Raw genomic sequence first — 25,720 nt, 5'->3', positions numbered from 1 at the left:
AGTTGTGTGCTTCACTGAGCGGCCTCGACGAGGCGCTGGGCGGTGACGACGCCGGGGCCAAGACGGACGATGTGTGTTGTGAGGTCTTCACCGGCGGCGAGGATGGCTTCGGTGGTCATTGGCTCGAGAGCGTCGAGGATGAATAAGGCTGTGGTGGTCTCGTCCCGGAGTTGGGTGCGCCGGCCCTGACGCCAGTTCCAGCGGCGGCAGGTCACGCCGTCGTCATCACACCAGACCACCTCACCTGGGTCGGGGTATTCAATCAGCGGCGTTCCGCTTGCAACTGTGTCGAAGGGTTCTTGACCCGTTGCACGGATAAGCCGGGGTGCCCCGATGTAGCGGGCAAGGTCTTCGCCGCCGAGAGGAATCTGGTGCAGCACCGAGACGGCGTTGTAGAGGTCCGTAAGTCTGTTGACCCGGGGGAGCCCGGCGTCAGCGCGGCGCACCAGCGCCTCAAGGCTGTTCCGTGTTCGGTTTGGCTTGGCTCCAAACGACTGGTAGGCCTCCCGCCAGGCAGCAACGTGCGGGAGGTGTTCCACTTTCTGCTCGGCGAGTGCCGCTTTGGCCGCCGCTTCCGCCTGCTCCAGCAAGGCGTTGCCGGCATCGTCGCTGGGTCCCGGCACGAGTCCGTCGACAGCGATCAACAGGGCGCGGTAGTCGGGTCGAAGCTCGAATACGGCGGGCTCGACGTGCGCTGCTCTGAGGATTTCATGGAGGGCTTCGGCGTTACTCATTGCCGGCCTCCCGGTGCGGTGAACCCACGCCACGCTCGAAGACTGCGAGCGAGAACCTCGCCGGTTCAGTGGTGTTGTTGGCGTATGAGTGGGCCACGTCCCCGGGGAAAGTTATCGAATCACCGGCCTCGAGGGCGACCGTTTGGTCCGCTGCGGTGACTGCGACCGTCCCTTCCTGCACCTGCAGGAGCTCCTTGGTGCCGGGCGTGTGGGGCTCGCTGGCGTGCTTGTCGCCCGGTCCAAGGATCCAATCCCAGAGTTCAACCACTTCGGGAGGTTCCGTCCCGGCCACGAGCACGCCGCGTCCGCCGGATTCGCTGCTCCAAAGAACCGCCCCCTCACCCTTCCGGATCACCTTGACGGCCTTGGACTCGGGGGACTGCACCAAATCAGGGAGACCCACTCCTAGGGCATCGCTGATCCGCAACAGGGTGCCAACACTCGGGTTCATTGTTGCCTGTTCCACATTGATGATCATGCGACGGCTTACGCCTGCCGCTTCGGCCAACTGATCCAGAGTCCAGCGACGGGCTTGACGTTCCTGTTTGACCCGGGAGCCGATTGCCGACGCGAGAGAGGCTATGCTTTCATCCATAGATGCATAATAGTGCACTGCAAGTGCACTTTCAACAGTCTGCGCAGTCAGCCCCCGGTTGGCCCAGGTTGATCTGGTCCAGAATGCCGTAATCCTCGACGGTGCCCGGGTGTTCGCGGTAGCCTGCAGGCCATGGTGGACGTGGCGCATTTCCGGGCCATTCTCGAGGGAGAGCGGGACCGCAAGCATGCCCTCCTGAAGGCACTCCGCCAAGACATAGGCTCAGTGAGTGCGGCCCGGGAGAACTCAAATGTTGATGATGAGCATGATCCCGAAGGCAGCACCATCGCTTTCGAGCTTTCCCAGGCTACTGCGCTGTTGGAGCAAAGCCGGGCGGGGCTGGAGCAGATCGAGGGCGCCCTTGAGCGGATTTCAGACGGAAGTTATGGATTTTGTGCGGTGTGCGGGGCTGCCATTCCGGAGGGCCGCCTTGAGGCCAGACCCTGGACACCTTTCTGCATCGGGCATGCATCCGCGAGGTCCTGAATCATTGCGGCGTGGGCGGGCGATTTGGGGACGAAGCGGCGGATGAACGTTGCAGTTATTGCTCCGAGCAGGGACAGGAGAATCCAGGGAGCGGGTGCAGTGATTGAGGGCGTGTACGCGAGTTCGTAAAGTGGGGCCAGGGCGGTGTTGCCGAGGACGACGGCGAGCCCTCCGGCGCTGGCGAGCAGCCCGTAATACGCCCCGGTGGGACGTCCGGCAGAAAACTCGAGTACTAGTCCCATCGCTATGGGTGTCACGCACATGTTGCCGAAGGCAAGGCCCGTCACCAGTACGAGGGCAGGCAGTATCGGCAGATCCGCTGGCGGTGGGATGATCGCCAGGGCCGCGACGGAAGCGAATCCCGTGGACTGGAGGGCAAAGCCGAGGGGGAGCGCGGTTTTAGGTCCGGCCTTGCGCATCAGCCGTGCAACAGGCCATTGAAGAGTAATTGTCAGGACGGACGCGTATGCAAAGACGACCGCCAGAGCCTGGACACCCGCGCCGCTGCGTTCCAGTTCCACGGGAAGGCCGAAATAGAGCTGGTTGGCCGCCAGGAGATTGACACTGTAAAAAGCAGCGAACCCGATGAACCTTTTCTCCCTGAGGCAGGACCAAAGGCCCGACGTCTGTGAGTGGCCGGGCGATTCGGTTGAGGCTTTGGGTGCTTGGATTTGAGGTTTGGGGATGAACAGCCAAAAGACCAGCGCCATGACGGCGAACACGGCGGCCCCTGCCAGCAGGGCGGTATCAAAGCCGGTATGGAGCAGCAGGGACCCCAATAGAGGACCGACAACCGTGCCTATCTCCCCGAACACCACCACCAAGGCAAAAAGCGATGCTCTGTTGTGGTGCTTGCCCTTGCCGCGGCGAGCGGTGTCATCTTGTGTTGCGCCTTCCACGGCTTCCGCCTTCTGCGTAGCGCCTCCCTGGGAGGCTGCCGCCACGAGGCTTTGAAGGGCGGGTGAAAACAGTGCGCCGCCAATGCCGGTAACGACGGCACCGATCAGGAACAGCGGAAAGTCGGAGGCCCAGGCCAACGTCAGGAAGCCCGTAATCCGCACCAGGCAGCCGGCGATCATCGATTGCCGTGCTCCCCAGCGGTCAGCAATTACCCCACCGAAAAGGAACATGCCCTGCTGGGCGAATGTGCGCGCCCCAAGGACGATTCCAATGGCCATCGCGCCCATGCCGAAGTCGTTCCGCATAGCGACCGCGAGGAACGGCACAACAGCAAAGAAGCCGATGTTGAAGATGAGCGGGCTGGCCAGCAGTAGCTGCGGGGCAGGCTCAACTCTTGCAGGGCGCCGGGTGGGTTTCAGGCGCAACTTTCGCGCCGCCGTCGGCCTCATCTGTTGCTGCCTACTGGGAGGGCGGGGAACATGACGAATCCTTAGTGCAGAGGTGGGGGAATGTCCTCCAAGCTTATCAAGAATGATTCGCAATAATTCGGTTATGGCGGTATATGACAACAGGGGTGCCTTCCAGTTGGAAGACATCCCTGCGGCAACAATAAACACGCCGGACCACTCTCGACGCCGACGATTCAGCAGCTACGTTTGCTGTGGACTTTCAGCGCTGAGCGCGTTGCGGAACTGGCCGCCCATCTCCTGGCGGAAGGCATCGAAGTCGCCGTCCAAAGCAAGCGCAGCCAGTCTCTCGTGCTCGACGGCGATTTCATGGAGGTCGCTATAGGTAGGGTGGTCGACTGCGAAGTAGAGACGCAGCTTGTTCTCCCAACCGTTCCAAAGAGCCTGCAGGGCGGAGTTCCCCGAAAATTCGTAGAAGAGCCTGTGGAAGCGGAGGTGAGCATCAACGCTGGCCGGGATATCGTGCGTGTCCGTTGCCCGGTAAAGTTCCTCGATGGTTTGCTTCAACCGAAGCTGTTCAGCGCCCCGCAAAGTCGGAGCCGAGAGCTCGGCAGCGTAAGGCTCCACGAGCAAACGGATTGCAGCGATCTCAGCGACGTCGCGGGCACTCACCTCCACAACGAAGGATCCCCGGAAGGGGATCTTCACGACAAGCCCCTCTTCCTCAAGCCGGGTCAGCGCCTCACGTAAAGGGGACCGGCTGATTCCGAGATCGGCCGCGATGTGTGTCTCGCGCAACTGTTCCCCCGGAGGCACACTTCCGTCCAGGATGGCTGTCCGCAGCACGCGGTATACGCCGTCCGGCGTCGTCGTCCGCTGTTCTTGCCACTTGAACTTGCCGTCCATCATTTCCCCCTCTTGTCGATTGTCGATTATACAGCTATGGGTCTCAGCCTAAGGGTTAGGGCCCTCCAGCCTGCTGAATTGCGACAAGTTCATCAACGGCTGTCTGCCTATGCCGCCTAATGGCCTTGACGAGACCTTCCCTGTCGCCTGCCTCAAGTAGGTCCACGATGTTCTGATGTTCCCCTACCAGAACCTCCAGCCGTGCATGGGACAAATCCAAGTCGAGGTTACACATTCTTGATTCAGCCGCGAGTGTCCTATAAATACGGATGAAACGCGTATTACCCGCGCCGGCAACGAGGGCTGAGTGGAACTGCAGCTCAAGGCGTGCAATTGCCTGCTGGTCGGAAGTGGCCACCTGCTTGGCCATTTCATTCACAATCTCCTTCAGCGCTACGCAGGTGGCTTTGATCTGCCTAAGGCTGCCATCCAACAGCCTGCCGGCCGCAGCGGATTCGAGGGACTCACGAACCTTGTAGATCTCTCTCAGGTCATGCCTCTCAATTTGGGAGACGAACACTCCGTGATTGCGCCGATAAACGAGGATCCCTTCCTGGCACAAACGCTGTAGCGCTTCCCTGACAGGACTTCTGGACATGTTGAGCTGGCTCGCCAGGAAGTATTCATTGATCTGTTGCCCGGGGCGGATGGATCCTTGGACGATTTGTTCACGCAGATGATCAGCGATCAGCTGTGCTGTGGGTCTTTCCTCCAGGGCAAACAGTTCTTCTGGTGCCGCCATTGACATCCCACTCATCTCACGCTTTCTGCATAGTGCAGCCCGTTGTGGCTGCAGGTTGGTCTAACTCGTCTTGAAGCGTTCGGGCCTGACGAAATCCAGACCATCGACGGTCCCCTTGCCGAGGGCTTCGTAAGCGGCAATGTGCCCGTAGCCGGTGGCGTTCTTGAACCCTCCGCCGGAGAAGCCTGTGGCGCCGTAAATCCTGCTTGACTGGCTGAACCAGCCCAGCAGCGGGTTCCGGTCCGTGGTGTAGAGGTCCGGAAAGGCATCGGAGCGGACGATCGTCGGGATGAGGCCGGGGATGAATTCAGAGATCGTTTCGATAGTCTCGGCGATTTCGCTTGTTGAGAGTTCCCTGGGGAAACCGTCGGGGTCCGGTGTTACTGTGCCGCGGCCATCAAGGGTGGCTTTGACTGTGACCCCGTCCACGGCGGGTGCACCGTACATGGAACTGTCCTCATACATCCGGTTGAAAGTAGGGAACCTATCGGGCGAGAACTCTGACGCGTCGCTGGCGACGAACCAGGTCAGGAAGACGCGCTTGGTCTGGGTTGCCGCCTTCAGGTAGTCGGGCATCAGCCGCTGGGACCAGCCGCCGGAGGAGACGATGACGTTCTCGAAGATCCAGGACTTCTCTCCGGAGGTGATAACAACGCCGTCCCCGGTTTCGGTGATGCTGTCGATCGGGGTGTTGCTGTGGACTGTCGCACCGTTCGCCTGGGCTGCGGCAACGGCCGCTGTGACGGCACGGTCGGTGCGCAGGACCCCTGCATTCGGATCGTAGACGGCGCAGTCGTCCGGGCGGAGGTTGTGCTGCGGGTAGCGTTCTGCCATTTCGTCGCGGCTGAGGACTTCGTGGGCCGCCCCGTTGGCTCGGGCGGTTTCCAGAAGGCTGCGGATGTAGGGGCCGTCGGCAGTGCCGATGGACAGTCCGCCGCAGCGTGTGAGGATGTCCTGTCCGGTTTCTGCTTCCAGTTCAGCCCAGAGATCACGTGAGCGTTCCAGGATGGGGTACAGGTCAGGTACTCCACGGTAGATCATCCGAAAGAGCCTGGTATCACCGCCCACGGCACTTCTGCCGTGGGCAGGTGACTGCGCCTCGAATCCCGTGACGGAGTCAGTCAGGTGCGATGCCTGCCACAACGCCATGCTTCCGATGCTGCCCAGTCCGATGACTGCCAGTTTTCCGTCCATGTCTAGAGCACCTGTTCCATGTCGGGTTTGCTTCTTTCGGTAGTTATTTGCTGATGGACGGCTATTAGCGGATTGCGGCTTCGGTGATGGCTGATTCGCCGAGGCCCCAGTACTCCAGGGATTCCTTGTATTCCGGGGTTTCCAACACGGACTGGATGGCTGCCTGCAGGGCCGGCGTCAACGGTGAGCCCTTCTTCAGGCCCATGGCGACGTTGGTGTTGGTGCGGGTGTCCATGCGGGGTTCGAGGATGTGGAAGTGGTTGGGCTGCTGGGCGTCTGCCCAGGCCAGGGCGCTGGCGTCGTAGAAGACCCCGTCGATCCGCTTGGAGTCGAGCTGGGTGAGGGCTTCCTGGACGTTGGGCAGCGTGATGCCGTTGATGGCGGGCTGGCCCTTTTCCTCACAGGTCCACTTGGAGACGTTGGGCAGGTGCTTGAGTTGCTGGGTGGAGCCCTTGGTCACGCCGATGTTCTTGCCGCAGAGGGTGTCGTTCGTGAGTTTGAGGGGGTTGTCCTTGGCTACTGCCACGGCGGAGCCGCCCTTGAGGTAGTTGATCATGTCCAGGACCTTGAGGCGTTCCTCGGTGGCGGACATGGTGGTGGCGGTGAAGTCGTAGCGGCCGCCGTCGATGCCGGGAATGATGGTGTCGAACGCCGTGTTCTCGAACTTCAGCTTCAGGCCGAGTTTTTTGGCCACGAGGCGGGCGAGGTCCGGGTTCACCCCGATGGGGGTGCTGTTGTCCTCAGCGAGGAAGGTCATCGGCGGGGAGCTCAGGTCCATTGCGACGGTGATTTCGCCCTTGGTTTTGAAGGACTCGGGCAGCAGCGCGACCGCGGCTGCGTCGGGCTGGACACCTTCTGAGATGTCACGGGTGTTCTGTGTCTTGGGCAGGTCCGTGGCCTGGGTGCCGGTGGCCGCGCCGCCACAGGCAGTCAGGGCCAGCAGGACAGCAAGCCCTGCGGCCGCCATCTGGGCTTTGTTGATGGTTTTCATGGTGCTTCCTTCTAAACGGGCTGGGGGTTCGGGTGAAAGATTGTGGGTTATTCGTGGAGTCCGGCGAGTCTGCTGCCGAATTTTGCCAGGAGGGAGGTCTTGGTGGAGTCCCTGCGCTCTTCCCACTGGTCAGCAAGTCCGAAGAGCCGGTACATGCCGTGGACACCGAGCCAGCGGAGGGGTTCCGGTTCCCACTTCCGTGAGCGGTAGCCGACCCAGGGGAGTGTTGTCCGTTCCGTTTTGTGCTCGAAGGCGAGCTCCGCGAGTGTCCTGCCGCCGACGTAGGCTGCGGTGACGCCGTGCCCGGCGTAGCCGGTGGACGATCCGATCCCGGATGCCTGGTCCCAGTGCACGCCGCCGTTCCAGTCACGGGTAACCCCGAGGACTCCGGACCAGGCGTGATCCACTTCGAAGGGGATGCCGGGGAAGAAGGAGCGAAGCTTTGTAGAGATCAGGTCAATGGTGGACTGGGGTGTTAAACCGGCGCCTCCTGTGCCTGAGCCGTAGCGGTAGGGTGCTCCGCGGCCGCCGATGGCGATGCGGCCGTCCGCTGTTCGCTGCGAATAGATGAAAGTGTGCGCGGAGTCGTTAAGGCACTGCGGCCCGTTCCAGCCGATCTGCTGCCATGCCTCTTCCGAGAGCGGCTTGGTCACGATCATCGAGGAATTGATCGGTATCAGGCTCCTGCTGCCAAGCAACTCTCCGGAATACCCTTCGGTGCAGATGAACGTCTTGGCCGCGGTCACCCGCCCGCTGTTCACAGTGAGGGTCTTGTTCTCGATGCTGCCTACCCGGCTGCCTTCGTAGATGCTCACCCCCATCGAGGTCAGGGTCTCAGCGAGACCGTAGACAAGTTTCGCCGGATTTATCCGCGCGCAATTCTTGTAGAAGAGCCCGCCGTGGACGGTGGAGATGTTGATTTGGCTTTGGAATTCGTTCCGGTCGAGCAGGTGGACATCGTCTTCGGTCAGGCCGTACTTCCAGTCGGTGTCGCGCCTGGTCGCGAGCCGGCCCAGCCCCGCTTTGGTGTGGGCTGCGACCAGCGCGCCGCCCTTGTTCTGGTCCGCATCGATGCCCTCGGTCTGGAGAATGTCCAGGACGGAATCGACGCCGGCGACGAACTCCTGCTGCAGTGCAATGCTGGCGTCCAGCCCTCCGCCGGAGGCACGTGCGAAGGTGGCCCGGTTTCCTGGGGGCATTGCTGAGAGCCAGCCGCCGTTTCGTCCGGAGGCGCCGTAGCCGATCTGTTCTGCCTCAAACACCGCGACGTTGAGTGATGGTTCGAGTTTCTTGGCGAAGTAGGCGGCCCAGAGGCCGGTGTAGCCGCCGCCGATGATTGCCAGGTCTACAGAGTCCTGACCGGTGAAGCGGGAGTAGGTTGGCCTGGTGTCCGCGAGTCCGGCCATCCAGAAGCCAAGATCTCCGTTTCGGGGTGTTGCCGCAAGCGCTGTCATGAGTTGTCCTTATTTGTCTGGGAACGGTTGTGGTGTTCAGGCTGCGGTGTATCCGCCGTCGACGGGCAGGACCGCGCCGGTGATGTAGGACGATTCCTTCGAGGCCATGAAGAGGATGGCGTCGGCGATTTCTTCGGGGGTGGCCAGACGCTGGAGCGGGATCTGGCCCTCGCGCTGGGCGCGGTATGCCTCGGGGTCCTCCCTGCGCTGGAACGACGCTTCGATGATCGGCGTGGCGGTGAGCCCTGGTGCGACGACGTTGACGCGGATGTTGCGTGAGGCCCATTCGATGGCCGCGCCCTTGGCGAGCATGATCAGGCCTCCCTTGGCTGCGGAGTACAGGACTTCATCGGGCTTGCCGACCATGCCGAGCCTGGAGCTGACGAGGACGAACGAGCCGCCCGCGGCGGGCATCAGCGGTGCGAAGTGCTTCATGACCAGGAACGAGCTGAGCAGGTTGCTGTGCAGCACGTTCTTCGCATCCTCGTAGGCCATCTCTGTCAGCGGGCCGCTGACCTGCAGTCCGTGGTTGAGGACGACGACGTCGACCGTGCCGAAGGATTCAGCGGCCTGGCGTGCGAGGTTTTCGACGAACGCCTCGTCATTGAGGTCTCCCGGGACGTACAGGTCCTCGGGCTGGGCGCTGTCGAGGTGCTCTCTGCGGCCGGTGAGGAGCAGCCGGGCACCTTCATTGCGGAATTGGGAACATACTGCGTCCCCGATTCCGCTGTTGGCTCCGGTGACCAGGGCGGTGGTCTTATCAAGTCTCATGTCAGACATTCCTTCTTGGTGTTCGGTCGTTGAGCTGCTGGCTGGCTGGGATGGCGCATCCCGTCCGGATCGGTCAGTTGAGGAATCCGCGGGCGTCGACGGGCCACCGTTCCAGGGTTGTGCCGGTGCTGTCGGTGACGATGTATTCCTCGAAGTTCACGACGACGGGGCAGACATGGTTGGGCACCACGGGAAGCACCGTCCCGACGCCGGGGCGGAAGTCTCCGCCGGGCAAGGGGAGGAAGCCGTGGTATTCGTTGAGCTTGGACAGGACGGCGTTGGTGCCGGCAATGGCGCCGTATCCGATTTCGGGGTTGCCTTCACGGCCGAGGGCTTTGGTGCCGATATCGAGGATGACCTGATCCGGGACCCAGTCGCTGACCACGGTGCCGGCGACGAACAGTGCGATCTGATCCTCGGTGCAGGCCCCGAGCCTGGTGTTGTTGAGGTCGTTGAACACGTACTCGCCGGGCCGGATTTCGGTGATGACGCTGTTGGTGGCGAATTCCACGGTGGGTGTGGAACCGGCGCTGACCACCTCGGGGGTGATCCCGGCTGCGGTGAGGCTGCGCACCGCAGTAATAAGGGCGGCATCCTGGTCCTCCGCGGCACGCTTGCGGGCGTCCGGACCGGCGCTGCCGTGGCCCGGATAGGTGAAGACGCCGGCCGGGACCAGGCCGCGTCTGCGGGCGGCAAGGGCGAGGTCCCCTGCAGACTCGGGGGCAGCTCCGGAACGGCGGGCACCGCAGTCGACCTCAATGACGACCTGCAGCAGCCCTGGTTCGTCCCCCATCGCGTCGGCGAGGGCATTGATCGCTGCGACGTTATCGACGCCAACCCGCAGCCGGATGGTTTCGGCCAGTTTGCGGATCCTGGGCCCTTTCGTTCCGGCTGTCCAGACCGGGTAGGCGATGAAGATGTCCTCGAACCCGGCGGTGGCGAAGACCTCGGCCTCACCCACGTTGCCCGCGGTGATTCCCACCGCCCCGGCCTTGACCTGGCGCCGGCCGATTTCGACGCATTTGTGGGTCTTGACGTGTGGCCTGACGTCCAGGTTCTGGGCGTCAGCGAAGGCCTGCATGCGGTCGATGTTCTCCTGCATCACGTCGGCCAGCACGATCGGTGAGGGGGTATCGATTCGTTCGAGGAGAGCCTCGAGTGCTGATTGAATGCGGTTCACGCTGTACTCCTTGTAATTCTGTTTATGAATCGAGGACCGCGGTGCTGGCTTCCTCGGATGCTGGATGTTCGGGACCCGCCGCAGCGGGTCCCGAACAAACACGCCGTCGCACAAGGCCGCCGTCGTACCTCTTTACTGAACTGCCGTGCAGATCATCTGGATCTCTACCGGAGTGTTCAGCGGCAGTCCGGCCACTCCGATCGCGGTGCGGGCGTGCCGTCCGTTCTCGCCCAACACCTCGATGAGCAACTCACTGGCCGCGTTGGCGACCTTTGACTGCAGACCGAAGTCCGGTCCACTGGCCACGAAGACCAACATCTGCACGATCCGGACGCGGTCCAGATCGCCTACCGCCTGCACAGCGGCAGCCAGGCAGTTCAGCGCGCAATGGCGCGCGAGCTCCTGCGCCGTCTCCAGGTCCACGTCCCGGCCCACAACGCCCTGTCCCAGCAGCACACCGTCCTTGAACGGCAGCTGGCCGGAGATATGGATACTGGAATCCACCGCCCGGTGGTCCACGTAGTACGCATTATCAGCCAGGACGGGAAGTTCCATACCCAGGGCCTCAAGACGATCTGAAGCCGAGTCGCCCTTTACGGTTTGAGGCAGTGGCAGACTCATCTGTACAGGTCTCCCTTAGGAGGCTGCGGGACGCGGCAGGCCGAAGAGGACGGGGAGATCGGCGATGTCGGTGATCCGCTCGTAGCCGAGCCAGTGCTCGTCGTGCTCGAAGCCGCGGTCGACATACACCTTGTTCTTGATGTCCATGATGGCCGCGGGGCGGTGGTCGTACATCGGGCTCGCAGAGACGTGCACGATCTCATCCGGTGTCACGCCAAGCTTGTCGAACATGTACTCAAATGCACCGAGCCGCGGCTTGTACATGCCCATCTCCTCGGCGCTGATGATGACCTCGAACGGGGCCTTGAGGTTCGCTGCGAGGAGCTCAGCATGGGCGGTGTCGCTGTTGGTGATGATGACCAGCGGGACTTCCTCAGCCAGGCGGTTCAGTGCCTCGGTGACACCCGGGTACGGCTGAAAAGAGGGGACTTTCTCGTAGACTGCCCGTGCATCGGCCGCACGGAACTCCAGACCGAGCCGACGCGAGGCGCGTTCCATCGAGTCGGCAACGATCTGGTGGAACGGCTTGTACTCGCCCGTGCACTCATCGATGCGGTACGCCTTGCAGGCCCGCAGGTACTCATCGGCGATCTCAGCCGGCAACCGGTCACCCAATACCTCACGGATCGCATCGTTGATAGCGAACTTAATCAGCGTTCCGTTCATGTCGAACGTAGCGAACTTGGGCTTGGTTTCGAATTCGAATGCCATTTCATCCTCCAGTTATTGATGTTTCGTCGATTGTCGACGAGACATTGGTTTACTGCGTCGATTGTCGACGATACGCCCCCAGTCGGGAGGTTGTCAACGGTCTTTTCAAATTTTGGAGAGCCGATCTCGACCGTGCTGATTTGATCTGGGGAGGGTTGTATCCAGAGCTGCAAGAACCCACTCAGAGAAGTATCAGGAACTGCGGGAAATTAGTTCGGTTCCAGGTTGGGGAAGAAGGACGTGTCAAGACGTCGTAGCCCGGAGCGAACGGTTCAGCGTTACGGTCCAGCATTACAAGGTCCCGGAAACCCATGTTGTACATCGGGATGTGGTCGTAGAGCGGGTGTGATGAGACGTGGAGGAAGTCCTCCGGGGTCGCATTGAGCCGGTCAAGCATGTACTCAAACGCCTGGAGGCGCGGCTTGTAGGTCCCGGCCTGCTCAGCGGTAAACACGGCGTGCCACTCCGCGCCGAGCTTGGGAATGCTGATGTCGAGGAAGCTGTTGTCCGCGTTAGAGAGAGCCACCAGCTTGTAGTTGTCGCCCTGGAGCTTCAGCGCAGCCGGCACGTCCTCGTGGGCAACGGCGTTGCGTACAGCCTCAGCGAGCTCTGCGCCGGCACCGGGGACGCTGCCGAGCGCATCGATGCCAAGAGTGGGTTTCGAACCGGGAATGCGATAGACGCGCGCTGATCCAATAGAGTAGAATTGTCAACAATTCACGATCCACTCGGAAGGAAAAATCATGCGTCCATACGTATACGTCCCCGCAGCTGAGGTTCAGGGCGAGCTCGAGCCTAACGGCTACCGCGCCGGCTACGACTCAGGTGACCCCAAGACGGCAATCCTGAAGTTCGACACCGAGGTCAAGACCGGTGTCTGGGAGTGCCAGCCCGGCGGCTGGAACATAACCCCTCGCGAGGACACCGAGGTCTGCTACATCGTGAGCGGCCGCGTGACCGTCACTGACAACGCCACCGGCAACGTTTACGAAGTGTCTGCCGGCGACGTGGTCGTGCAGCCCAAGGGCTGGACGGGCCGCTGGGAGGTCACCGAGACCATCCGCAAGGTTTACTGCCACGGCTTCGACTGATCGTCGTCGGACCTCACGCTGGGCTAACGGGCCGCACCCTCATTCAGGGTGCGGCCCGTTCGCGTCTCCGGCGCTGCAGCAGGATCAGGTCGCGTCATGGAGCAGGCTCCAGCAGCCAGGAGGGGCTGGTGATCTTTCAACACACCGTCGGTGAATTTCGGATTTGCGTTTGCTTAGCGTCGCTGAGGGGCTGCGGCCGCCCCGTCACCATCCGCTGCGGGTCGGGGTATGCCCCTGCCGGGAGTCTTCGGGCATGGCCATTTCTGCCCGCAGCCCGAGGAGCCTGATGGGGCGATCAGGCTCGATCTTCGCCGCGAGGTCGAGCGTGCGCGCGAGGACTTCTGCCGGGTCCGATGTCTCGGGAATCTTCCGGCCGTATGTCTTGGTGAAGAACGGGGCGTAGCGGACCTTGAGGGTCAGCCCGATCACCGGCCGCCCTTCGGCCGCGACGTCTTCCAGAACCTGCGCCACCAACTCCCTGACGGCGTCGTCAATCTGCCCGGATTCGGTCAGGTCCCGCTGGAACGTGGTTTCCCGGCTGTGCCCGCGGGCCACCCAGGGTGTGTCATCGACTGTCCGGGCGCCGTCACCCCGCCCGAGCTGCGCATACCAGGGACCCATCTTCGGGCCGAACTCGGGGACAAGGTCATCCGGGTTGGACGCGGCAAGCTGTGCGACCGTCTCGATACCGAGTGTGGCAAGGCGCCGCGACACTTTCGTCCCAACGCCCCACAGCTCGATTGTCGGCCGGCTCCCCATGACGTTGAGCCAGTTAGCGTCGGTGAGGCGGAAGACGCCGGCAGGCTTGCCGAACGTCGTGGCCACCTTGGCGCGGACCAAGGTGTCACCGATGCCGACGCTGCAGTGCAACCGGGTCTTCTCAAGGACGGCGTGCTGCAGTTGCCGGGCGTACGCCTCGGGATCCTCCACCAACACGCCAACGAACGCTTCGTCCCAGCCGAGCACCTGGACTGTAGCGCCCGGTTGGGAGCGGAGAACCGACATCACTTTTTCGGACGCGGCCAGGTAGGCATCGGCGTCGACAGGCAGGATGACGGCGTGGGGCACCTTCCGTGCGGCAATGCGGAGCGGCATTCCTGAACCGACGCCGTATACCCTGGCTTCATAGGACGCCGTCGACACTACCGCCCGTTCCGTCGGATCGCCGCGACCCCCAACGATCACTGCCTTCCCTGCAAGCTCGGGCCGGCGCAGCACTTCTACGGCTGCAATGAACTGGTCAAGATCCACATGCAGCACCCATGGTTCGCTCACAGCCCCAGTCTGCCCCGGTCGCGCGCTTGGCACCACCGTTTGGCGGGCAGCACCTTGGTCCAGTGGGTAGCGCACCCGACTCCGTAATTGGACATGCAAGCGCCCCGCAGAAAATCCTGCGGGGCGCCGGGATAACACCGGGGAGGGGTACTAATTGAGTTAGCCGAGTACCTCGGTATCGATGTATGATCCTGGGCGGCTGACCGCACGGCCATCCTCATGACAGGTGCACTTCGAATCGATTTCCAGGCGGACTGTAACGGGTTCGGCACCTTCGAGGCTGACGGTGAACGAGGTGTTGCCTTCACCTGATATGCGAAGGACCTTTTCTTTTTGCTGGGAGTCGTGCATTAGCTTCCGTTCTTCTAAAGGCAAGAGGACAAGGGGAGGCCGAAGATCCTGACACCGGAGGGCCAGGATCTTCGGCCGCCGTATTTAGTTGCTTCTGTCGTTCCCCGGGCAGGGTGCCCCGTCCGAACAGCCGTCGTGGTGTTCATGCCTGGTAACGAGGTCGAACTGGACATGGCCGTGTTGCTCCACGCCCGTACGGATGGCACGTTCCATCACGTTGGTGGCCAGCCGTTGCCGCAGTGCCAGCGGGTCGCGGCGGAGGTCCTTGACGAGGGCGAAGCAGAGCAGCAGCATCACCACCACGAAGGGAAGGGCGGCGACGATGGTGATGCGTTGGAGCCCGGACAGGGCTTCGGAGGGCACGTCTCCGCCCGCCAGGAGCATGACGGCGGCGACGGCCCCGGTGAGGGTGCCCCAGAAAATGACCACTCCGCGGCGGGGTTCCTCGGCACCGTTGGAGCTGAGCGATCCCATCACGATGGAGGCTGCGTCTGCGCCGGTGATAAAGAAGATCCCTACCAGGACCATCGCCAGGACGATGACGGCCGCGACGGCCCAGGCGGGCATGCCCAGGTTCTTGATCAGGTCGAAAAGGGCCCCGTCGAAGCTAACGGACGGGACGCCGTCGACCATTGTCACAAGGCCGGGCGTGCCGGCCTTGTCGGCTTCCTGCTGCACATGGAACGCGGTGCCGCCGAAGATGCCGAACCAGATCACACTGACAACGCTGGGAACCAGCAGCACGCCGGTGACAAACTGCCGGATGGTGCGTCCGCGGCTGATGCGGGCAATGAACATGCCCACAAAGGGCGTCCAGGATACCCACCAGGCCCAGTAGAAGATGGTCCAGCCGGACATCCAGGTGCGCAGAGCCTCGTCGCCGACGGCTTCGGTCCTGGAAGACATCTCCGCGAGGTCCCTGGCGTAGTCGCCGACTGCTGCGGGGATCAGGTTGAGAATGAAAAGGGTGGGTCCTGCCACGAAGACGATCAGAGCCAGGACTACGGCCAGCACCATGTTGATGTTGGAGAGCCACTGGATTCCGCGGCTGATGCCGGAAACGGCCGAGGCGACGAAACAGGCTGTGAGGACGGCCACGATGACCACGAGCACCGGAGTGCCGATTTCTCCCATCCAGCCGTTGGACGTCATGCCGCTGCCGATTTGCAGGGCGCCAAGGCCCAGCGATGCCGCAGTGCCGAAGAGTGTCGCGAAAATGGCAAGAATGTTAATAAACTTCCCGACCGGACCTTCAACCACTCGGATGCCGAACAGCGATGTGAAGGCGGCGGAGATCAGCTGTTTGCGGCCCAACCGGTAAGTTCCGTAGGCCATCGCTATGCCCACGACGGCGTACATGGCCCAGGGGTGCAGCGTCCAGTGGAAGATTGAGGTGGCCATTGCAGTCTGGATGGCAGCCGGGGTGCTGCCGTCAACGGTTCCCGGCGGGGGCGAAACGTAGTGGTAGAGAGGCTCGGCCACGCCGTAGAACATCAACCCGATGCCCATGCCGGCGGCAAACATCATCGCAACCCAGGAGACGGTGCGGAATTCAGGCTTCTCGCCGTCCTTGCCCAGCGGGATGTTGCCGAACTTGCCCAAGGCCAGCCAGAGCACAAAGATGACGAAGAGCGAGGCCAGGAGCATAAAGAGCCATCCCGTGTACTCCATAACCCAGTTCAGGGCACCCGTCGAGGAGGCGGAGAGGCTGTCCCGGCCAACGAATCCCCAGATCACGAAGGCGACGGCAATGGCGCCTGTGATCCCAAAGGTGACTTTGTCCAGGGTAAGTTTCGTCTTCCGGCGTGCCGAAACGGCCTGCTCGGTTTTGGCATTGCGAAGCTCTTCCAGGATCTGGTCGTATTCTTCTGAATCCGGCAGAGTACTTGGCGTTCCATCCTCAGGAATGAGCACGACTGCTTCGATACCGTCCTCTGAAGCCAGTTCCTCGATTATCAGGCTCTCCGCCTCGCTTTCGCTAACGGGAGGTTTCTTGGGGGGTTTGATGTCACTGTTTATAGCCATGATTTCGTCCTTTGCTTGGGAGTCATGGACTGCTTGTTTTGGGTGTGGCCGTTGACTGTCAGGCCGGGAGGAAGGTTGGGGCTTCCTTGGGGGTCCGGACGGGCAGTTTGGCTGGCGGTGCGTCGATTTTTCCTGTTTGCAGGTTGAACCGGGAGGCATGCAGGGGCCATTCCACCCGGCAATCCTCTACATATCCATCTACCAAGGATGCATCCTGATGTGTGCAGGTGTCATCGATGGCGGAGAGTTTGCCGTCCTCAGTATGAAAAACGGCAATCGGCGGCGCCGAATCAAGCCGGAGCGCCTCCCCTGGCGCGAGTTCACTGAGTGGGCAGGCCTTGTGCATCTTGCCTCTCCATGGTCTGGGTGGGGATCAGGTGACGAATGCTGTAGACGGAACCTGCAGTGGGTTCCGTATGGATCAACAGGATTCGCCCTAAGCAACAGAGTGCCCCTCGTCACACTCAATGTCAAGATATTTCTGAAGCCCTGACCACACCTTGACACTAAACATGGTATGCATAACACTGTTGCATATGATGATAGCTGTTGCGTAATAAGCAATTCAGCGTCCTGCGGGAGCGAACTCAGCATCCTGCGAGTGAACTAGTGGAGACGCAAGCAGACTTCTCGGTCGGCTACACCCGAAGGCAACGTGACCCGTAGCCCATAAGGGCGGGCTCACCTTTGCGTATAGCCCATTTTCTCGCTGATCCGGAATCCTGCATCACGTAGGTCCGTGATGAGCTCCGGGAGCTTTTCGGTGTCGAAGCGGAACGCCGGTCCCGAAATGCTCACTGATCCAATGACCGCGGCCACGTGGTTATAGACCGGAACAGCAACAGCGTTCAAGCCGATCTCGAGTTCCTCTCTCGACTCCGCGTACCCGTTGTGGGCTACATCCAGCAACTGCTTTTCCAGTACTTCCCGTCGGGTGATGGTCCGCGGTGTCCTGGCGGACAAGCCGACCTCGTCAAGGATCCGCCGCCGCTCATCAGCGGTCAGCGCTGCCAGAAAAACCTTGCCACTGGACGTGGCATGGAGCGGGGTCAGGCCGCCCACCCAGTCGTGCGTGGCCAGGCTGGAGGGTCCCAGTGCCTGGTCGACGTTGACGGCGTAGCCTGAGCGCAGGACTGCGAGGTTGACCGTTTCCTTGCTCTGGTGCGCAAGATCTTCCAGGATCGGCCTGGCCTCCCGCACCAGGCTGAGGCGGGCCGGGATGGATGCGGCGAGGCGAAGAATGCCGAAGCCAAGCTGATACTTGCCGCGTCCGCTGTTCTGCTGGACCATCTCTGGGCCGGCAAGGGATTCGAGCAGCCGAAAGACGGTGGACTTGTGAACGCCCATTTCCTCGGCGATGTCGCTCACGCCAGCGTGTCCGTCACGTGCGAGGATCTCGAGGATCTGCAGGGCACGGTCAACGGACTGCACGCCACCGGCCTGCCCGTTTGAATTTTTTTGGGCGTCAAGGTCATTTGTGGCCATGATCCACACCTACGTCTTTCTGTGGCCAAACAAGAGGCTGATAACACCCGCTTTGTGTTTGATCCTAGACCGGAATGGTTAGACCCTCGCAATTCCCCTGTTACACCTCCCGCATGTGTACGTTGACAGTTGCGGCTTGGACGACGTCAAAGCCGGGCATAACTCTCCTCGCTGCTCACGTTCTGCGGGCGGCCCAGCCTCTCCCGGCCGGCGTAGACATTCAGGCTGTGCCCCCGGCTGAAGCCGACCAAGGTCACCCCGGTCTCGACGGCGAGGTCTGCGGCCAGGCTTGAGGGCGCGCTCACCGCAGCCAAGACAGGAATGCCCGCCATAGCGGCCTTCTGGACAAGCTCGAAGGAGGCCCGTCCCGAAACCTGGAGGACGGTGCCGCTCAAAGGCAAGAGGTTTTGGCGCAGCGCCCAACCTACAACTTTGTCTACAGCGTTATGGCGTCCAACATCCTCACGGAGACAGAGCAGCTCCGCTTTGGTGCCGTCCACTTTGAACAGCCCCGCCGCATGGACGCCGCCCGTCTTATCGAACACCGCCTGGGCCTCGCGAAGCCGCCCGGGGAGTTCGGCGAGGACATCCACGGGTATCCGCAGCGGGTCATGGGCAGGGTCAAAGCGAAGGGTCTTTCGGACGGAATCGATTGAGTCTGTCCCGCAGATGCCGCAGGAGCTTGACGTATAGACGTGCCGCATGGTCTGGGGCAGGGGAACATCGGGCCTCAGCTGGGCATCGATGACGTTATACGTCTGTACTCCCTCCGCAGTTCCGGTGCAAAAGCGCAGTGATACCAGCTCTGAGTGGGAGCTGATGATGCCTTCCGAAACCAGGAACCCGGCCACCAGGTCAAAGTCGTCCCCGGGGGTCCTCATTGTGACGGCGAAAGAGCGGCCGCCGATACGGATTTCCAGGGGCTCCTCAGCGGCGAGTAGGTCCTCCTTGACCCGTACCGGGTATTCAGTGCCCGATCCGTCCAGATGGAAGCGATGGATCTTCCGGCGCTGAGTCATGCGTGCCATGTGGTGCTCCGTACTCGGTGGGTGGCGGACAGGATCGTCCCGTTGGACTGTGTCCAGGGGAGGGGGAGCACGGGAACCGGCTCGCCGCAAAGGACTCCGCCAGGGGGGACAGCCATGACACCGTCAGCTGCGGCCAGTCCGCGCATCATTCCGGGCCCGGTATGCGAGGCAGGAAAGGCCAAACCTTCGATGAACCAGCACGGAATCAGGCGAGTACCGCCGGGGCAGGGGTCGACGTCAGCGGCCGACGTCACCTGCCCAACGGCGGCGAGGGAGCTTCCTCCCAGCGCATCCAGCAGTGGCGCACCAATACTGATGAGGGCCATCATTGCCGCCAAGGGGTTCCCTGGCAGTCCGACGACGAAGCGGCCGTCCGGTAGTCCGGCCAGGACGGCCGGGTGGCCGGGACGCATGGCGATGCCATCCAGCAGCAGCTGGCCGCCGAGAGCGGCGATAGCGCCGCGAAAATGATCTGTCCCGGAACACCCGGTTCCACCAGTGGTTATGGTCACCTCAGGCCGGGGCCCGGGAAATGTTGCTGAGCCATCCAAAGCCGCGAGCCACTCGTCGTAGGAATCACCGACGCGCAGGGAGCCGGCAGGTATGCCGCCCAGAAGGGAAACGACTGTGCCCAGCTGGGGACCAAAAGCGTCCCTGACATGGCCTGGTTTAGGAACACCCGCCGTGACTACTTCGGAACCGGTCAAGACGATTCCCACCACCGGCTTGCCCCGCACTTGCAGGTTGTCATGGCCAGCCACGGCTGCCAGCGCAAGATGGCCGGGGTTCAGTTCTGTGCCGGCGGGGATCAGCACTTCACCGGCCGCAGCTTCTTCGCCGGCAGGACGGATATGGCGGCCCTGGCCCGGCTCGCCAGGTTTTGCATTGTTGTTGAGCCGCAGGAGAGTGTTGCCTGCAGCGTCTTGGCGGATCTCGCCGCTTTCCTTGCGGAGTATCGACGTCGCACCGGCAGGAACCAGCCCGCCGGTGGCGATGACGCGGGCCCGCCCGGGGGACAGAAAATGCTTGTTGCCGGTAAGCAGCCATGGACCGGAACCGCTAATGGCCCAGCCGTCCATAGCTGAGGAGTCGTAGTGGGGGAGCTCCTGCAGGGCAGCGACGTCACGGGTCAGGATGCGGCCTGCTGCCGATGAGAGGGGGACCTCCACCGGTGCGAGCGGGACGGCGCAATCGAAAGCCAGCTGACGGGCTTCGGACCACGTGGGGGAGGCATGTCCGGAAGGGCGCAAGGCTGAGAGCAGCTCCGATGTGCGACCGCTCGTGGTGATTTCCTGGGCGAGCAACGGTGCCCCTTTTCTGAAGGTATTGATGCACTGAAAAGTGGGACCGGGGAATGTGAGGATCGCACTGTACGGTGCTTGCCCCACACTCCCCGGCGCCATCAACCGGCCTGCTACGCCTTGACGTATCCATTCGGGTTCAGCACGAATTTTGTTGCCGACCCGGCGTCGAATTCCGCGTAGCCGCGAGGCGCTTCATCAAGCGTGATTGCCTGGGCGTTCACCGCCTTGGCGATCTGCACCTTGTCATGCAGGATGGCCATCATCAGTTGGCGGTTGTACTTCATCACGGGGCACTGGCCGGTGGTGAAGGACAAAGATTTTGCCCACCCGGTGCCCAGCGACAGCGAGAGGGATCCGTGCTGGGCCGCCTCGTCGATTCCCCCGGGGTCACCGGTCACGTAGAGTCCCGGGATGCCCAGGGCACCACCGGCGGCAGTGATGTCCATGAGGGAGTTAAGCACAGTGGCCGGAGCTTCGTGCGAGGCGTCCCTGCCGTGGCCGCGGGCTTCGAATCCGACTGCGTCCACACCACAGTCCACTTCGGGCACGCCAAGGATCTGCTCAATCTGGTCCTTCGGGTCTCCCTTGGAGACATTCACCGTTTCGCATCCGAAGGACCTGGCCTGAACCAGGCGGTCTTCGTTGATGTCACCGACAATGACGACTGCCGCGCCAAGCAACTGCGCACCGACGGCCGCCGCGAGGCCCACCGGACCCGCGCCTGCGATGTACACAGTGGAACCGACGCCGACTCCTGCCGTGACTGCTCCGTGGAAGCCAGTGGGGAAGATGTCCGAGAGCATGGTCAAATCCATGATTTTTTCCAGAGCCTGGTCCCGGTTGGGGAACTTCAAGAGGTTCCAGTCAGCGTACGGGACCAATACGTACTCCGCCTGGCCGCCAACCCAGCCTCCCATGTCCACATAGCCGTAGGCGCTGCCGGGCCTGTCGGGGTTGACGTTCAGGCAGATACCGGTCTTGCGTTCCTTGCAGTTCCGGCAGCGGCCGCAGGAGATGTTGAATGGCACCGAGACGATATCGCCGACCTTGATGAATTCGACATCAGGACCAACTTCCACCACCTCACCGGTGATTTCGTGCCCCAGGACCAAGTCCCGTGGCGCCGTGGTGCGGCCGCGCACCATGTGCTGGTCGGACCCGCAGATGTTGGTGGTTACCGTGCGGAGGACCACACCGTGGGGGACCTTCCGGCCGATATTGGCTGGATTGACGCCGGGTCCATCCTTAAGTTCGAACGTCGGGTAGTCGGTATTGATGATCTCGACGACGCCGGGTTCCTTGTAGGCTACGGCTCTGTTTCCTGACATGGACACTCCTTTGGATACGCGGGTGGTGCTGGGTTTGTGGTGCCAGGCCTGCCATGTTGGATTGCCCTGCACTGGTCCGGAAAATCGCCGGCGATGCCCCGTCGCCCGAAAGTGGTGCTTCGGTGTACCTCCCCAGGTTTCTAACCACCGAAGCACCCTTCACGGGAACGGGACAGTTCATCCTTCGTGAAGGCGAAGGCTGTCAACGGGATGCCGTACCGACATGCATAGAGACTGATATTTTCGCATGTCCACTAAAGATATATCAGTTACATCGTAAGGTAGCCCGGCGGCTGTGTCCAGAGATTCTTTAGCGGCCGCGGATGAGGCTCAGAGCCTCGGCACGGGCGGCCGGCAGGCGTAGTTCACCGCGGACTGCGGAGGTGATGGTCTTTGCTCCTGGTTTACGGACGCCCCTCATGGACATACACAGGTGTTCACATTCGATCACCACAATTGCGCCCAGAGGACGCAGTGATGCGACCAGCGCGTCCACCACCTCGGTGGTAAGTCTTTCCTGGACCTGCGGCCTTCGCGCAAACACATCCACCAGCCTGGCCAGTTTGCTGAGGCCGGTTACGAGTCCCTCTGCGGACGGAATGTAGCCCACATGCGCCACACCATGGAACGGCACCAGGTGGTGTTCGCAGGTGGAATAGAAAGGGATGTCCTTGACGATGACCATTTCACCGTGGCCCAGGTCGAAGGTTCTGTCCAGGACTGCCAGGGGATCCTCATGGAGCCCGCCAAACGTTTCCGCGGCGGCGCGGGCCACGCGGGCTGGAGTGTCCACCAGTCCGGGCCGTTCGGGGTCCTCCCCCATAGCCAGAAGGTATTCGCGGACTGCCCGTTCCACCCTGGGCCCGTCCACGCCCTTGGCCATCGTTGGTGTGGCCAGGCGGGAGCTCATGGTTCGGCGCGTTCGAGGCGGATGATGACGGACTTGGAGGTGGGCGTCCCGCTCGTGTCGGCTACGGAGTCAAGCGGCACGAGGACGTTGGTCTCCGGGTAGTAAGCCGCCGCGCAACCCTTGGGCGTGGAGTACGAAACGATGCGGAAGTTTTCGGCCCGGCGTTCGGTCCCCTGAAACTCGGAGATGAGATGGACCATGTCCCCGTCGGTGAAACCCAGCCCAGTGATGTCGTCGGCGTTGATCAGCACGACGCGGCGCCCGCCGTGGATGCCCCGGTAACGGTCATCCTTGCCGTAGATCGTGGTGTTGTACTGGTCATGGGAGCGCAGCGTCTGAAGGACAAGCCGACCCTCCGGGACCCTGATGAATTCCAGTTCGTTGCCGGTGAAGTGGGCCTTGCCGGTCGCAGTGTCGAACTTCCTGGCGTCCCGGGGCGGGTGGGGAAGGACGAACCCGCCAGGGTTCTGGATCCGTTCCTCGAAATTCTCGAAACCGCTGAGGACGGCTTCGATATGTTTCCTGATAACCGAGTAGTCGTCCCGCATAGAGAGCCAGTCGGCTTTGGGGGTGTTGGGCAACGGGAGGTTTGCACTGTCCGTGAACAGCTTATGGGCGATGTTGCACACAATGGCCACTTCGGAGTGCAGGTGCTCGCTGGCGGGCTGAAGGCGTCCGCGGGAGGCGTGGACCGCACTCATGGAATCTTCCACGGTGACTCTCTGGTCGCCTGTGCGTTGGGTGTCCTTCTCAGTGCGTCCCAGCGTTGGCAGAATCAGGGCGCGACGGCCCGTCGATACGTGGGAATGGTTCAGTTTTGTGGAGATCTGTACCGTCAGGCGTGTGTTGGCCAGCGCCTGCTCCGTGACCTCTGAATCCGGGGCGGCCCGCACGAAGTTGCCACCCATCCCGATAAAGACGCGCACCTTTCCGTCCCGCATGGCGCGGATGGCAGCCACGGTGTCGAACCCGTGGGCTCTGGGGGAGAGGAATCCGAATTCGTCGTCAAGCCTGTCGTGGAAAGTCTCCGGCATCTTTTCGAAGATGCCCATGGTCCTGTCACCCTGGACGTTGGAGTGGCCGCGGACAGGGCAGACGCCGGCTCCGGGCTTGCCGATGTTGCCTTGCAGAAGCAGGACGTTGACCACGTCACGGAGGGTGGGTACCGAGTGCTTGTGCTGGGTCAGGCCCATGGCCCAGCAGACGATGGTTGCGCTCGAGGCCAGCAGACGTTCGCCCGTGGACCTGATCTGTTCCAATGTCAGTCCGGTGGCTTCGACGATGTCGTCCCATTCGGCCTTTTCGAGGTACCGCAGGTATTCGTCAAGGCCGACGGTGTGGTGCTTGATGAATTCATGGTCCAGCACCGTGCTTAGACCCGGGGTGTTGCGCCCCTGGGCTTCGGCTTCAATCAGGTACTTGCCAAGACCCTGGAAGAGAGCCTGATCACCACCCGCGCGGATCTGCAGGAAGTCGTCAGTCAGTTCGGTGCCCATCACCATGCCGGAAATGGTCTGCGGGTTCTCGAACCGAAGGAGCCCGGCCTCGGGAAGCGGATTCACGGAGACAATGACGGCGCCGTTTTTCTTTGCCTTCTCCAGCGCACTGAGCATGCGGGGGTGGTTAGTGCCGGGATTTTGCCCCGCCACGAAAATCAGCGACGCCGTCTCCACATCAGTGAGGCTGACGGAGCCTTTGCCGATGCCGATGGTTTCGACCAATGCTGAGCCGGACGATTCGTGACACATGTTTGAGCAGTCAGGCAAATTGTTCGTTCCGATGCCCCGAACGAGCAGCTGGTAGGCGAAGGCTGCCTCATTCGACGTCCTGCCGGAGGTGTAGAAAACCGATTGGTCGGGGTGGTCCATGTCCCTGATCTCCTGGGCGATCAGCTGATACGCGTCGTCCCAGCCGATCGGCCTGTAGTGGGTTGCCCCTTCGTCAAGCAACATTGGATGCGTCAGCCGGCCTTGTTGACCCAGCCAGTAGTCGTCGCGCGTCTTCAGGTCAGCAATCGAGTGCTGCGCGAAGAATTCAGGCGTGACGCGGCGGCGTGTGGCTTCTTCCGCTACGGCCTTGGCGCCGTTCTCGCAGAATTCCGCGGCATTGCGCTTTTCGTGTTCGGGCCAGGCGCAACCCATGCAGTCAAAGCCGTCAACCTGGTTGACAGCCATGAGTGTCTGGATGCTGCGCAGCGGACCCATCTGCTCGAGGGAGATCTTCAGCGAGTTAACGACCGCGGGGATGCCGACGGCCTTGGACTTCGGCTTCGTCACGCTCAGTTCGGACTCGTCGATATTGTGCTTGGGGGCTTTGGAAGCCATGGGTCTTCCCTTCAGATCTTGGCAGGAAACAGTGGAGTGGCGGCATTGCGCCGAGCCAGCGTGGCGGTGGGCTGCAGGGCCGGCAGACCCTCCAGCAGGCCAGGCAAGCGGCTGAGGTCGTTGAAGGTGTAGACGTGGAACCCGGCAAAGAGGGGATCGCCCGCCAACTCCTGGTGGACCTCGCGAATCAGGCGTCCGCTGTCGTAGCTCATGAAATCGTCCCCTCGCATAAGTGCTCCCGCCAGGCCTGTCCCCCTGGCAAGCTTGAGCGAGCGGCCCACCCCGAGGCGTGCTCCCATGGACATCAGCTTCCTGACAGAGACCGGGCCGGGGACTCCAACCCAGACGGGTAACTCCGGGCCGCTCTTGCGGATTGTCTTGACGTACCGGCTGATCGCCTCGGCTGAGAAGCACATCTGCGTGACTATAGACGACGCAAAAGGTGCTTTCATGTGCAGGCTGCTGCTGAGTTTCTCGTAGCTGATTTGCGGGTGGCCTTCGGGGTAGCCGGCAATGCCGACGGAGAAGTCGGAAGAATACGCTTTGACCGCCTCGAGAAGTTGTCCGCTCCACAAGTAGGGACCTGCGGGTGTTCGCCGGTCCCCGGCGACAAGAAAAAGCTCAGAGACACCCGCATCCTGCAGCCGCAGCAGCAGCGAATGCAGTTCTGCCTGGTTGGTAATGCTGCGCGCCGCGAGATGGGGAACCGTGTGATAACCCATGCGCGCCAGGTTCACCGACGCTTCCACGGTCCGTCCAGGCCCGTGGTGGGGGAGGCATGTCACGCTGACTGAACCCTTGGTGTCAAAAACTGCGGAGAGTTGCTTGAGGAGATCGGCAGATGGAACAACTTCCAGCCGTACCCGTGCAACAGCTTCGTTGCTCATTGCTCTCCGTTCTTCGTCCT

25 protein-coding genes are annotated in these 25,720 nt (G+C 62.0%); 2 read left to right on the top strand and 23 right to left on the bottom strand.

Annotated features, from left to right (window positions below):
- Nucleotides 1-11 precede the first annotated feature (11 nt).
- Both MU551_RS13955 and MU551_RS13950 read right to left on the bottom strand, forming a co-directional pair.
- The gene (locus tag MU551_RS13955) at nucleotides 12-734 is read right to left on the bottom strand and encodes a B3/B4 domain-containing protein (protein ID WP_247045544.1); all 723 of its coding nucleotides are present in this window, start codon (nucleotides 732-734) and stop codon (nucleotides 12-14) included.
- Nucleotides 727-1,329 (bottom strand): helix-turn-helix domain-containing protein, encoded by a 603-nt coding sequence (locus MU551_RS13950; RefSeq protein WP_247045542.1) that lies wholly within the window; start codon nucleotides 1,327-1,329, stop codon nucleotides 727-729. The genes MU551_RS13955 and MU551_RS13950 overlap by 8 nt, the downstream gene beginning before the upstream one ends.
- A 132-nt stretch (nucleotides 1,330-1,461) precedes the next feature.
- Between MU551_RS13950 and MU551_RS13945 the strand changes: the two genes are divergently transcribed.
- Nucleotides 1,462-1,815, top strand: coding sequence for a TraR/DksA family transcriptional regulator (locus MU551_RS13945; RefSeq protein ID WP_247045540.1), 354 nt, complete (start codon nucleotides 1,462-1,464; stop codon nucleotides 1,813-1,815).
- On the opposite strand, the gene MU551_RS13940 is transcribed toward MU551_RS13945, so the two are convergent.
- The 11 genes from MU551_RS13940 to MU551_RS13890 form a co-directional block, all read right to left on the bottom strand.
- Entirely contained in the window at nucleotides 1,713-3,164 is a 1,452-nt protein-coding gene (locus tag MU551_RS13940; RefSeq protein WP_247045538.1) for an MFS transporter, read from the bottom strand. The genes MU551_RS13945 and MU551_RS13940 overlap by 103 nt on opposite strands.
- Nucleotides 3,165-3,365: 201 nt before the next feature.
- A complete protein-coding gene (locus tag MU551_RS13935; protein WP_247045537.1) occupies nucleotides 3,366-4,031 on the bottom strand; it encodes a GntR family transcriptional regulator in 666 nt (221 codons plus the stop codon).
- 52 nt (nucleotides 4,032-4,083) lie between these two features.
- Complete coding sequence (locus MU551_RS13930; protein WP_247045535.1) at nucleotides 4,084-4,770, bottom strand: GntR family transcriptional regulator; 687 nt, start codon at nucleotides 4,768-4,770, stop codon at nucleotides 4,084-4,086.
- Between the two features lie 60 nt (nucleotides 4,771-4,830).
- Entirely contained in the window at nucleotides 4,831-5,964 is a 1,134-nt protein-coding gene (locus tag MU551_RS13925) for an FAD-dependent oxidoreductase (RefSeq protein WP_247045533.1), read from the bottom strand.
- A gap of 64 nt (nucleotides 5,965-6,028) precedes the next feature.
- Nucleotides 6,029-6,955 (bottom strand): ABC transporter substrate-binding protein, encoded by a 927-nt coding sequence (locus tag MU551_RS13920; protein ID WP_247045531.1) that lies wholly within the window; start codon nucleotides 6,953-6,955, stop codon nucleotides 6,029-6,031.
- 47 nt (nucleotides 6,956-7,002) lie between these two features.
- Complete coding sequence (locus tag MU551_RS13915; protein WP_247045529.1) at nucleotides 7,003-8,409, bottom strand: NAD(P)/FAD-dependent oxidoreductase; 1,407 nt, start codon at nucleotides 8,407-8,409, stop codon at nucleotides 7,003-7,005.
- 36 nt (nucleotides 8,410-8,445) lie between these two features.
- Nucleotides 8,446-9,180, bottom strand: a complete 735-nt coding sequence (locus MU551_RS13910) for an SDR family NAD(P)-dependent oxidoreductase (RefSeq protein ID WP_247045526.1) — start codon at nucleotides 9,178-9,180, stop codon at nucleotides 8,446-8,448.
- 73 nt (nucleotides 9,181-9,253) lie between these two features.
- Nucleotides 9,254-10,360, bottom strand: a complete 1,107-nt coding sequence (locus MU551_RS13905) for an alanine racemase (RefSeq protein WP_247045524.1) — start codon at nucleotides 10,358-10,360, stop codon at nucleotides 9,254-9,256.
- Between the two features lie 132 nt (nucleotides 10,361-10,492).
- Nucleotides 10,493-10,981, bottom strand: a complete 489-nt coding sequence (locus MU551_RS13900; RefSeq protein WP_247045522.1) for a RidA family protein — start codon at nucleotides 10,979-10,981, stop codon at nucleotides 10,493-10,495.
- A gap of 15 nt (nucleotides 10,982-10,996) precedes the next feature.
- Nucleotides 10,997-11,692, bottom strand: coding sequence for a haloacid dehalogenase type II (locus MU551_RS13895; protein ID WP_247045521.1), 696 nt, complete (start codon nucleotides 11,690-11,692; stop codon nucleotides 10,997-10,999).
- A gap of 181 nt (nucleotides 11,693-11,873) precedes the next feature.
- Entirely contained in the window at nucleotides 11,874-12,260 is a 387-nt protein-coding gene (locus MU551_RS13890; protein ID WP_247045519.1) for an HAD family hydrolase, read from the bottom strand.
- Between the two features lie 175 nt (nucleotides 12,261-12,435).
- On the opposite strand from MU551_RS13890, the gene MU551_RS13885 reads away from it, so the two are divergent.
- Nucleotides 12,436-12,783: a cupin domain-containing protein gene (locus MU551_RS13885; protein WP_247045517.1), complete on the top strand. Its 348-nt coding sequence runs from the start codon at nucleotides 12,436-12,438 to the stop codon at nucleotides 12,781-12,783.
- A gap of 204 nt (nucleotides 12,784-12,987) precedes the next feature.
- On the opposite strand, the gene MU551_RS13880 is transcribed toward MU551_RS13885, so the two are convergent.
- The 10 genes from MU551_RS13880 to MU551_RS13835 all read right to left on the bottom strand — a co-directional run bounded on the left by MU551_RS13880 (nucleotide 12,988) and on the right by MU551_RS13835 (nucleotide 25,700).
- Complete coding sequence (locus MU551_RS13880) at nucleotides 12,988-14,058, bottom strand: DNA polymerase IV (protein WP_443629486.1); 1,071 nt, start codon at nucleotides 14,056-14,058, stop codon at nucleotides 12,988-12,990.
- 435 nt (nucleotides 14,059-14,493) lie between these two features.
- Nucleotides 14,494-16,434 carry a BCCT family transporter gene (locus tag MU551_RS13875; RefSeq protein ID WP_247045515.1) on the bottom strand — a complete coding sequence of 647 codons (1,941 nt, stop codon included), beginning with the start codon at nucleotides 16,432-16,434 and terminating at the stop codon, nucleotides 14,494-14,496.
- Between the two features lie 58 nt (nucleotides 16,435-16,492).
- Nucleotides 16,493-16,780: a Rieske 2Fe-2S domain-containing protein gene (locus tag MU551_RS13870; RefSeq protein WP_247045513.1), complete on the bottom strand. Its 288-nt coding sequence runs from the start codon at nucleotides 16,778-16,780 to the stop codon at nucleotides 16,493-16,495.
- A gap of 335 nt (nucleotides 16,781-17,115) precedes the next feature.
- Nucleotides 17,116-17,919 carry an IclR family transcriptional regulator gene (locus MU551_RS13865; RefSeq protein ID WP_247045511.1) on the bottom strand — a complete coding sequence of 268 codons (804 nt, stop codon included), beginning with the start codon at nucleotides 17,917-17,919 and terminating at the stop codon, nucleotides 17,116-17,118.
- A gap of 146 nt (nucleotides 17,920-18,065) precedes the next feature.
- On the bottom strand, nucleotides 18,066-18,947 hold the full coding sequence (fdhD, locus tag MU551_RS13860) for a formate dehydrogenase accessory sulfurtransferase FdhD (RefSeq protein WP_247045510.1): 882 nt from the start codon (nucleotides 18,945-18,947) through the stop codon (nucleotides 18,066-18,068).
- Nucleotides 18,935-20,251, bottom strand: coding sequence for a molybdopterin molybdotransferase MoeA (locus MU551_RS13855; RefSeq protein ID WP_372489857.1), 1,317 nt, complete (start codon nucleotides 20,249-20,251; stop codon nucleotides 18,935-18,937). The genes fdhD and MU551_RS13855 overlap by 13 nt, the downstream gene beginning before the upstream one ends.
- A 110-nt stretch (nucleotides 20,252-20,361) precedes the next feature.
- The gene (fdhA, locus tag MU551_RS13850) at nucleotides 20,362-21,579 is read right to left on the bottom strand and encodes a formaldehyde dehydrogenase, glutathione-independent (protein ID WP_247045508.1); all 1,218 of its coding nucleotides are present in this window, start codon (nucleotides 21,577-21,579) and stop codon (nucleotides 20,362-20,364) included.
- Between the two features lie 310 nt (nucleotides 21,580-21,889).
- Complete coding sequence (folE, locus tag MU551_RS13845) at nucleotides 21,890-22,489, bottom strand: GTP cyclohydrolase I FolE (protein WP_247045506.1); 600 nt, start codon at nucleotides 22,487-22,489, stop codon at nucleotides 21,890-21,892.
- Nucleotides 22,486-24,813 carry an FdhF/YdeP family oxidoreductase gene (locus MU551_RS13840; protein ID WP_247045504.1) on the bottom strand — a complete coding sequence of 776 codons (2,328 nt, stop codon included), beginning with the start codon at nucleotides 24,811-24,813 and terminating at the stop codon, nucleotides 22,486-22,488. Before MU551_RS13840 ends, folE begins: the two co-directional genes overlap by 4 nt.
- An 11-nt stretch (nucleotides 24,814-24,824) precedes the next feature.
- Nucleotides 24,825-25,700, bottom strand: a complete 876-nt coding sequence (locus tag MU551_RS13835) for a methylenetetrahydrofolate reductase (protein ID WP_247045502.1) — start codon at nucleotides 25,698-25,700, stop codon at nucleotides 24,825-24,827.
- Between the last annotated feature and the right edge of the window lie 20 nt (nucleotides 25,701-25,720).

Source organism: Arthrobacter rhizosphaerae, from assembly GCF_023062595.1.
Classification (GTDB): domain Bacteria; phylum Actinomycetota; class Actinomycetes; order Actinomycetales; family Micrococcaceae; genus Arthrobacter; species Arthrobacter rhizosphaerae.
The sequence above is the reverse complement of the archived record's forward strand: the minus strand, read 5'-3'. Positions and strand labels throughout refer to the sequence as shown.

Excerpts from the sequence above, each read along its gene's own strand:
- MU551_RS13955 (WP_247045544.1), bottom strand. The coding sequence starts at position 734 with ATGAGTAACGCCGAAGCCCTCCATGAAATCCTCAGAGCAGCGCACGTC.
- MU551_RS13950 (WP_247045542.1), bottom strand. The coding sequence starts at position 1,329 with ATGGATGAAAGCATAGCCTCTCTCGCGTCGGCAATCGGCTCCCGGGTC.
- MU551_RS13945 (WP_247045540.1), top strand. The coding sequence starts at position 1,462 with ATGGTGGACGTGGCGCATTTCCGGGCCATTCTCGAGGGAGAGCGGGAC.
- MU551_RS13940 (WP_247045538.1), bottom strand. The coding sequence starts at position 3,164 with ATGAGGCCGACGGCGGCGCGAAAGTTGCGCCTGAAACCCACCCGGCGC.
- MU551_RS13935 (WP_247045537.1), bottom strand. The coding sequence starts at position 4,031 with ATGATGGACGGCAAGTTCAAGTGGCAAGAACAGCGGACGACGACGCCG.
- MU551_RS13930 (WP_247045535.1), bottom strand. The coding sequence starts at position 4,770 with ATGGCGGCACCAGAAGAACTGTTTGCCCTGGAGGAAAGACCCACAGCA.
- MU551_RS13925 (WP_247045533.1), bottom strand. The coding sequence starts at position 5,964 with ATGGACGGAAAACTGGCAGTCATCGGACTGGGCAGCATCGGAAGCATG.
- MU551_RS13920 (WP_247045531.1), bottom strand. The coding sequence starts at position 6,955 with ATGAAAACCATCAACAAAGCCCAGATGGCGGCCGCAGGGCTTGCTGTC.
- MU551_RS13915 (WP_247045529.1), bottom strand. The coding sequence starts at position 8,409 with ATGACAGCGCTTGCGGCAACACCCCGAAACGGAGATCTTGGCTTCTGG.
- MU551_RS13910 (WP_247045526.1), bottom strand. The coding sequence starts at position 9,180 with ATGAGACTTGATAAGACCACCGCCCTGGTCACCGGAGCCAACAGCGGA.
- MU551_RS13900 (WP_247045522.1), bottom strand. The coding sequence starts at position 10,981 with ATGAGTCTGCCACTGCCTCAAACCGTAAAGGGCGACTCGGCTTCAGAT.
- MU551_RS13895 (WP_247045521.1), bottom strand. The coding sequence starts at position 11,692 with ATGGCATTCGAATTCGAAACCAAGCCCAAGTTCGCTACGTTCGACATG.
- MU551_RS13885 (WP_247045517.1), top strand. The coding sequence starts at position 12,436 with ATGCGTCCATACGTATACGTCCCCGCAGCTGAGGTTCAGGGCGAGCTC.
- MU551_RS13875 (WP_247045515.1), bottom strand. The coding sequence starts at position 16,434 with ATGGCTATAAACAGTGACATCAAACCCCCCAAGAAACCTCCCGTTAGC.
- MU551_RS13870 (WP_247045513.1), bottom strand. The coding sequence starts at position 16,780 with ATGCACAAGGCCTGCCCACTCAGTGAACTCGCGCCAGGGGAGGCGCTC.
- MU551_RS13865 (WP_247045511.1), bottom strand. The coding sequence starts at position 17,919 with ATGGCCACAAATGACCTTGACGCCCAAAAAAATTCAAACGGGCAGGCC.
- fdhD (WP_247045510.1), bottom strand. The coding sequence starts at position 18,947 with ATGGCACGCATGACTCAGCGCCGGAAGATCCATCGCTTCCATCTGGAC.
- fdhA (WP_247045508.1), bottom strand. The coding sequence starts at position 21,579 with ATGTCAGGAAACAGAGCCGTAGCCTACAAGGAACCCGGCGTCGTCGAG.
- folE (WP_247045506.1), bottom strand. The coding sequence starts at position 22,489 with ATGAGCTCCCGCCTGGCCACACCAACGATGGCCAAGGGCGTGGACGGG.
- MU551_RS13840 (WP_247045504.1), bottom strand. The coding sequence starts at position 24,813 with ATGGCTTCCAAAGCCCCCAAGCACAATATCGACGAGTCCGAACTGAGC.
- MU551_RS13835 (WP_247045502.1), bottom strand. The coding sequence starts at position 25,700 with ATGAGCAACGAAGCTGTTGCACGGGTACGGCTGGAAGTTGTTCCATCT.